We start from the raw sequence: 6,058 nt of genomic DNA, 5'->3' as shown, positions 1-6,058 counted from the left end.
GCGATAGAGGCACGCACGGTCGAGGTCACCCCCAGCCGCGTCATCAACGGTTCGGCGCAGTGCGTCCCCGCCCTCACCGCTATATTGTAGCGGTCAAGGATCTGCGCAACGTCGTGCGCATGGGCCGAGCCCAAAGAAAAGGTCAGAATCGACCCTTTTTCCGCCGCTTCGCCATAGATGTGCAGGGCGTTGATCTTTTTCAGCCCCGCATGCGCACGTTCATAGAGGGCCATTTCGTGCGCCGCCGCGGCTTCACGGTCGATCTGCGACAGCCAGTCAATGGCGGCTTTCAGCCCGATGACCTCAAGAATAGCCGGCGTCCCGGCCTCAAAACGGTGCGGCGGCTCGGCATAGGTAATCGCCTCCTTGGAGACGCGGGCGATCATTTCGCCGCCGCCCTGCCAAGGCGGCATAGCCTCCAGAAGGTCATACCGGCCCCACAGCACCCCCAGACCCGTCGGGCCGTAAAGCTTGTGCGCCGAAAACGCATAGAAGTCGCAGCCCAAGGCCTGCACATCGACGGGCAGATGGACCACACCCTGACAGCCGTCGATCAGCACCTTGGCACCGACCGCGTGGGCCTTCTGGACGATCTCCTCCACCGGATTGATAGTGCCCAGAACGTTCGACATGTGCGCCACGGCCACCAGCTTCACGCGATCGGTCAACAACTGATCAAACGCCGCCATATTGAGGCTGCCGTCCTCAAGGATCGGCACCCATTTCAGCGCCGCGCCCGTGCGCTGCGCCAGCATGTGCCACGGCACGATATTGGCGTGATGCTCCAGCTCGGTGATGAGGATTTCATCGCCCGCTTTGATATTGGCCTGCCCCCAGGTCTGGGCGACGAGGTTCATCGACTCCGTCGCCGACTTGGTGAAGATCACCTCTTCCGGGCGGGCGGCGTTGATGAACTTCGCCACCGCCTCGCGGCCGGCCTCAAAGGCATCGGTGACCTCATTGGCCAGCCGGTGCAGGCCGCGATGCACATTGGCATAGGACTGCGCCATATGGTGGCTCATGGCGTCGATCACGGCGGTCGGCTTCTGCGCCGAGGCCCCGGAATCGAGATAGATCAGCGGCTTACCGTTGATCTGACGGCTGAGGATGGGGAAGTCGCGGCGCACCGCTTCGACATCAAAGGGCATAGAATCCCTCCGTCTTGTCGGCAATCCAGTTCAGCACCATCTCTCGCAGGGCCTCGTCCTCGATCTGCTCGGCGACCGGCACCACAAAGGCCTGCATCAAGAGGGCGCGCGCCACCTCTTCGGGCATACCGCGCGACTGGCAGAAAAACAGCGCCGACTCGTCCAGCGCGCCGATGGTGTTGCCGTGCGCGCACTGCACGTCGTCAGCGTAGATTTCCAGCTCCGGCTTGGCGCGCACATGCGCCCCGTCATTGAGCATCAGAGCCTGATGGCGCATCCGCGCATCGGTGCCGTCGGCACCCTTTTCGACATAGATGCGGCCCTGAAAGACCGCCGTGGCGCGGTCCTTGACGAGGCCCTTTATCAACTGTTGCGTTGCACCATCGACCTCGGCGTGGTTGACGCGCGTCGTATAGTCAAAGTGCGCCGTGTCTTTCAGCAGATAGGCCCCGTGCATCTCGACCTGCGCGCCGTGACCGGCGTGCTCGACATGGGTTTCAAAGCGCTGGAACTTCGCCCCTGTGGCAAAGACATACTGCTTGAAGACGCTACCCGGCGCGGTGGTCACGGTCGAACGACGCACTGATACGGCGCTTTCCGGCTCATCAAGGATGACCACACGGATCAGCGTCGCCCCTTCGGCCAGATCGAAATGCAGGACCGTGCTGGCGGCATAGTCCAGCGCCCCACTATAGTCTTCGAGCAGAATAAGGTGTTCGCCCGCCGCCAATGTGATGCGACCCTCGCCCTGATAACCGGCGATGGTTCCCTCGCCGCCGATATCGCTCATATCGAGGTAGAGGCGGCCATCAGAACTCTGAACCGCTCTGGAAACGGCGGCTTGCAGGTCAGCGAGTTGCCCGTCACCCGCACAGTGCCAGTAGAACCCCCCGAAATCCCCGGCTTCGGCCTGCATATGCGTCAGGTCAGCGCGCGCTGGCGCGTCCCGCAAGGCGCGAGACAGGTCGGAATATTTCCATTCCTCATGACGCCGCGTCGGATAAGACGACGGGTCGAACAGGTCGAGCGGGGTCAGGTCAAACGCCATTACGCCGCCTCATTGACATAACGGTCATAGCCGTGCGCTTCCAGCTCGAGCGCCAGCTCCGGCCCGCCCGAATGGACGATCCTGCCATCGACAAGGATGTGGATGCGGTCGGGTTTGATATGATCGAGCAGGCGCTGATAGTGGGTGATGACCAGCATGCCGCGATCGGGGGCACGCAGGGCATTGACGCCGTCCGACACTACTTTCAGCGCGTCGATATCAAGCCCCGAATCCGTTTCATCGAGGATCAGGAACTTCGGTTGCAGCAGCGCCATTTGCAGCACTTCCATGCGCTTCTTTTCGCCACCGGAGAAACCGACATTGAGCGGACGTTTCAGCATGTCCATGTCGATTTTCAACGTTTTGGCGACCTCGCGGATGGTCTTGAGGAACTCAGGCGCTGACATCTCCTCTTCGCCGCGAACTTTACGCTGGGCATTGAGTGCCGTGCGGATGAAGGTCATGGCCGGCACGCCGGGGATTTCCAGCGGATACTGGAACGACAGATAAAGACCGGCCGCGGCGCGCTCATGCACCTCTTTGTCCAGCAGGTCTTCGCCGTTAAAATCGACCACTCCTTGCGTCACCTCGTAATTCGGCCGCCCGGCCAGCGTGTAGCCCAGCGTCGATTTCCCGGCCCCATTGGGGCCCATAATGGCGTGCACTTCCCCCGCCGGAACATTCAGGTTCAGGCCCTTGAGGATGGTCTTATCGTCAACGCTGACGGTGAGGTTTTGGATATTAAGCATTAGTTGGCCAGTTCAGTCGGTTCTACGGCGCGACGGATCGCAGCGGTTTGTTCTGTAAGTTCTTCCAAAAGGACCTGACGACCACGCTCATCGAAAGCATGGTACAGAGCCCAGACAAAGTTCGAGACGCCAACTTTCATGATCGCATCACGGAAGTATGGGTCGCTTGCCAGCCCCTCAGCCTTTTCAGCATAGGCTTGGGCGAGACGATGAAGCTCGACACTGATCTTATCAATTTCAGTGTTGGGATAGGTCATCCCACGCTCCCCTCAAGGCTGATGGCCAGCAGCTTCTGCGCCTCGACGGCGAACTCCATCGGCAGTTCCTGCAAGACTTCGCGCACGAAGCCGTTGACCAGCAGGGCTACCGCCTCTTCCTGCGACAGGCCGCGCTGCATGGCGTAGAACAACTGGTCTTCGCTCAGGCGCGTCGTCGTCGCCTCGTGCTCGAACTGCGCCGAAGCGGTATCGGACTCGACATAGGGCACGGTGTGGGCGGCACAGGTCTTGCCGATCAGCAGGCTGTCGCACTGGGTGAAGTTACGCGCCCCGCCGGCCTTGGCGTGGGCCGAGACCAGCCCGCGATAGGTGTTGGACGACTTGCCCGCCGACACGCCCTTAGAGATGATGCGCGAGCGGGTATTCTTGCCCAGATGGATCATCTTGGTGCCGGTATCGGCCTGCTGCATGCCGTTGGTGACGGCGATGGAGTAGAATTCGCCCACGCTGTCGTCACCGCGCAGGATGCACGACGGGTATTTCCACGTCACCGCCGAACCGGTTTCCACCTGCGTCCACGACACTTTCGAGCGCGCGCCGCGGCAGTCGGCGCGCTTGGTCACGAAATTATAGATACCGCCCTTGCCCTCGGCATCACCGGGATACCAGTTTTGCACGGTGGAATACTTGATCGAGGCGTCTTCCATGGCGACCAGCTCGACCACGGCGGCATGAAGCTGGTTTTCATCGCGCATGGGGGCCGTGCAGCCTTCCAGATAGGAGACGTAAGCCCCCTTGTCGGCGATGATCAGGGTGCGTTCAAACTGACCCGTATTTTCGGCATTGATGCGGAAATAGGTCGAAAGCTCCATCGGGCAGCGCACGCCCGGCGGCACATAGACGAACGATCCATCGGAAAACACGGCGGCGTTCAGCGCGGCAAAATAGTTATCCGACACCGGCACGACCGAGCCGAGATATTCTTTCACCAGTTGAGGATGTTCGCGTAAGGCCTCGGAAATAGAGCAGAAAATGACGCCCGATTTCTTCAGTTCCTCTTTGAAGGTGGTGACGACCGACACCGAGTCGAACACGGCATCGACGGCGTATTTCGGCGCGCTGGCCACCCCCGCCAGCACCTCCTGCTCCTTCAGCGGGATGCCCAGCTTGGCATAGACAGCCAGCAGTTCCGGATCGACCTCATCGAGGCTGTTCAACTTGGGCTTCGGTTTGGGCGCGGCGTAGTAATAGAGGTCCTGATAATCGACCTTCTGATAGTGGACCTTGGCCCAGTCGGGTTCGTCCATCGACTGCCAGCGCTCAAAGGCCGCCAGACGGTAATCGAGCATCCATTGCGGCTCGTTCTTCTTGGCCGAAATGAAGCGCACGATGTCGGCGTTGAGCCCCTTGGGCGCGTATTCCGTCTCGATATCGGTGACGAAACCGTGCGCATAGGTCTCGAGTTTTTGAACCGTTTCAATGGTTTCCTTGACCGCAGCCATCAGGCGCTTTCCTTTACTCTGCTGGCTTTTCGGGCCTGATGCTTCGCATAGCCCGTTGACCAGACGTCTATAAATTGTTGCCAGTCGGCGGCGCTTGTCGTCCATCCGGACGAGACGCGCAAGGCCTTGTCCGCCACATCAGAAAGGCCCATAGCCTCCAGCACACGGCTCGACTTGACCTTACCCGACGAACAGGCCGACCCCGAAGAGACGCAAACCCCCGCCATATCCATGTGGATAAGCTGAAGTTGCGCCGTCCAGTCGGGGACGGTGAAACAGGTAATCCCCGGCGCGCGCGGAGCCGCTTCGCCGACAATGGTCGCACCGAGCGCCTTCAAAGCCGCCTCGGCCTCGGGCTGAGCGGCGTCAATCATCGGCCGCGCGTGGCGGGTGGCTTCGGCAAAACCGGCGATCCCGGCGATGTTTTCCGTACCGGCGCGGTGGCCAAATTCCTGACCGCCACCGGGAGTGGCAGCGCGAATGTCGCGGTCAGCGCTGTAGATCAGCGCGCCCACGCCTTGCGGCCCGCCGATCTTGTGCGCCGCCAGAGACAGGCTGTCGGGCCTAAGCGCCTCGAAGTCGATCTCGATCTTGCCCGCCGCCTGCACCGCATCGACGTGCAGCCAGCCACCGGCGGCGTGCACCTGATCGGCAATGTCACGGATAGGGTTGATGACGCCGGTTTCGTTATTAACCCACATGACGGCCACGAAGGGCTTTCCGCCGGCGTTCAACCGTTGATCCAGCGCCTCTCTATCGACGACGCCCGATCTCAACAACGGCGCATAAGTCACTGGTAAACCGTAGCTTTCGGCGGCCTTATAGACGCTGTCGTGCTCCCCGGCACTGACGATCAGGCGGTCAAAGCCGCGTGACTGGCTAAGCGCCAGTTGATTGGCCTCCGTACCCCCGGACGTGAAGACCAGACGCGCCGGACCGACGCCGTTGACGAAGCCAAGCACGTCGTTGCGCGCCTCTTCCAGCAACAGCTTGGCCTTACGCCCCAGAGCGTGCACAGAAGACGCATTGGCCCCGATCTCCCACGCCCGGAGCATGGCCTCGCGCACCTGCGGCCGGATCGGCGAGGTAGCGGCATGGTCCAGATAGAGGGGGGCGTCTGCCATCAGGCCAGTTCCTTCCGGGCATCGACCGGGAAACGGTTTTCGATCGTCACCCGCTTACGCGTGCGCTTATGCACGACGTCATTCAGGGATACGGTCGAAAGATAGTCGTGGATGGCAAAGCCCAGATCTTCCCACAGATTGTGCGTCAGACAGCGCTGCCCGCCCGGCATACAGCCGATTTCGCGCGCCGCATTCTCCTTGGACAGACGTTTATTGGCCCCCAGTTTGTTGGAGGTCAAAGCGCAACGCGTCGCCTTGATCGGCTCATC

At 61.1% G+C, this 6,058-nt stretch carries 6 protein-coding genes and 1 pseudogene; all 7 read right to left on the bottom strand.

Going from position 1 to position 6,058, the window contains the following annotated elements:
* Nucleotides 1-1,148: cysteine desulfurase (locus Q0072_RS16590; protein ID WP_298332456.1), on the bottom strand; the 1,148-nt coding region annotated here is incomplete at its 3' end.
* Complete coding sequence (locus tag Q0072_RS16585; RefSeq protein WP_298332453.1) at nt 1,138-2,196, bottom strand: SufD family Fe-S cluster assembly protein; 1,059 nt, start codon at nt 2,194-2,196, stop codon at nt 1,138-1,140. The genes Q0072_RS16590 and Q0072_RS16585, both read right to left, overlap by 11 nt.
* On the bottom strand, nt 2,196-2,945 hold the full coding sequence (gene sufC / locus Q0072_RS16580) for a Fe-S cluster assembly ATPase SufC (RefSeq protein ID WP_298332449.1): 750 nt from the start codon (nt 2,943-2,945) through the stop codon (nt 2,196-2,198). Before sufC ends, Q0072_RS16585 begins: the two co-directional genes overlap by 1 nt.
* On the bottom strand, nt 2,945-3,202 hold the full coding sequence (locus Q0072_RS16575) for a hypothetical protein (protein WP_298332446.1): 258 nt from the start codon (nt 3,200-3,202) through the stop codon (nt 2,945-2,947). The genes sufC and Q0072_RS16575 overlap by 1 nt, the downstream gene beginning before the upstream one ends.
* Nucleotides 3,199-4,665, bottom strand: coding sequence for a Fe-S cluster assembly protein SufB (gene sufB / locus Q0072_RS16570; protein ID WP_298332443.1), 1,467 nt, complete (start codon nt 4,663-4,665; stop codon nt 3,199-3,201). The genes Q0072_RS16575 and sufB overlap by 4 nt, the downstream gene beginning before the upstream one ends.
* Entirely contained in the window at nt 4,665-5,789 is a 1,125-nt protein-coding gene (locus Q0072_RS16565) for a cysteine desulfurase family protein (RefSeq protein WP_298332440.1), read from the bottom strand. Before Q0072_RS16565 ends, sufB begins: the two co-directional genes overlap by 1 nt.
* A pseudogene (locus tag Q0072_RS16560) lies at nt 5,789-6,058 on the bottom strand (Rrf2 family transcriptional regulator); the annotation flags it as partial. The pseudogene Q0072_RS16560 and the gene Q0072_RS16565, both read right to left, overlap by 1 nt.

This window comes from Asticcacaulis sp. (assembly GCF_027484505.1).
Lineage (GTDB): Bacteria > Pseudomonadota > Alphaproteobacteria > Caulobacterales > Caulobacteraceae > Asticcacaulis.
Note: the sequence above shows the minus strand (reverse complement) of the source record. Positions and strands in the feature narration are given on the sequence as shown.

Bases quoted from the DNA above. Each gene is read 5' to 3' on its own strand.
- Q0072_RS16585 (WP_298332453.1), bottom strand. From the start codon at position 2,196: ATGGCGTTTGACCTGACCCCGCTCGACCTGTTCGACCCGTCGTCTTAT.
- sufC (WP_298332449.1), bottom strand. From the start codon at position 2,945: ATGCTTAATATCCAAAACCTCACCGTCAGCGTTGACGATAAGACCATC.
- Q0072_RS16575 (WP_298332446.1), bottom strand. From the start codon at position 3,202: ATGACCTATCCCAACACTGAAATTGATAAGATCAGTGTCGAGCTTCAT.
- sufB (WP_298332443.1), bottom strand. From the start codon at position 4,665: ATGGCTGCGGTCAAGGAAACCATTGAAACGGTTCAAAAACTCGAGACC.
- Q0072_RS16565 (WP_298332440.1), bottom strand. From the start codon at position 5,789: ATGGCAGACGCCCCCCTCTATCTGGACCATGCCGCTACCTCGCCGATC.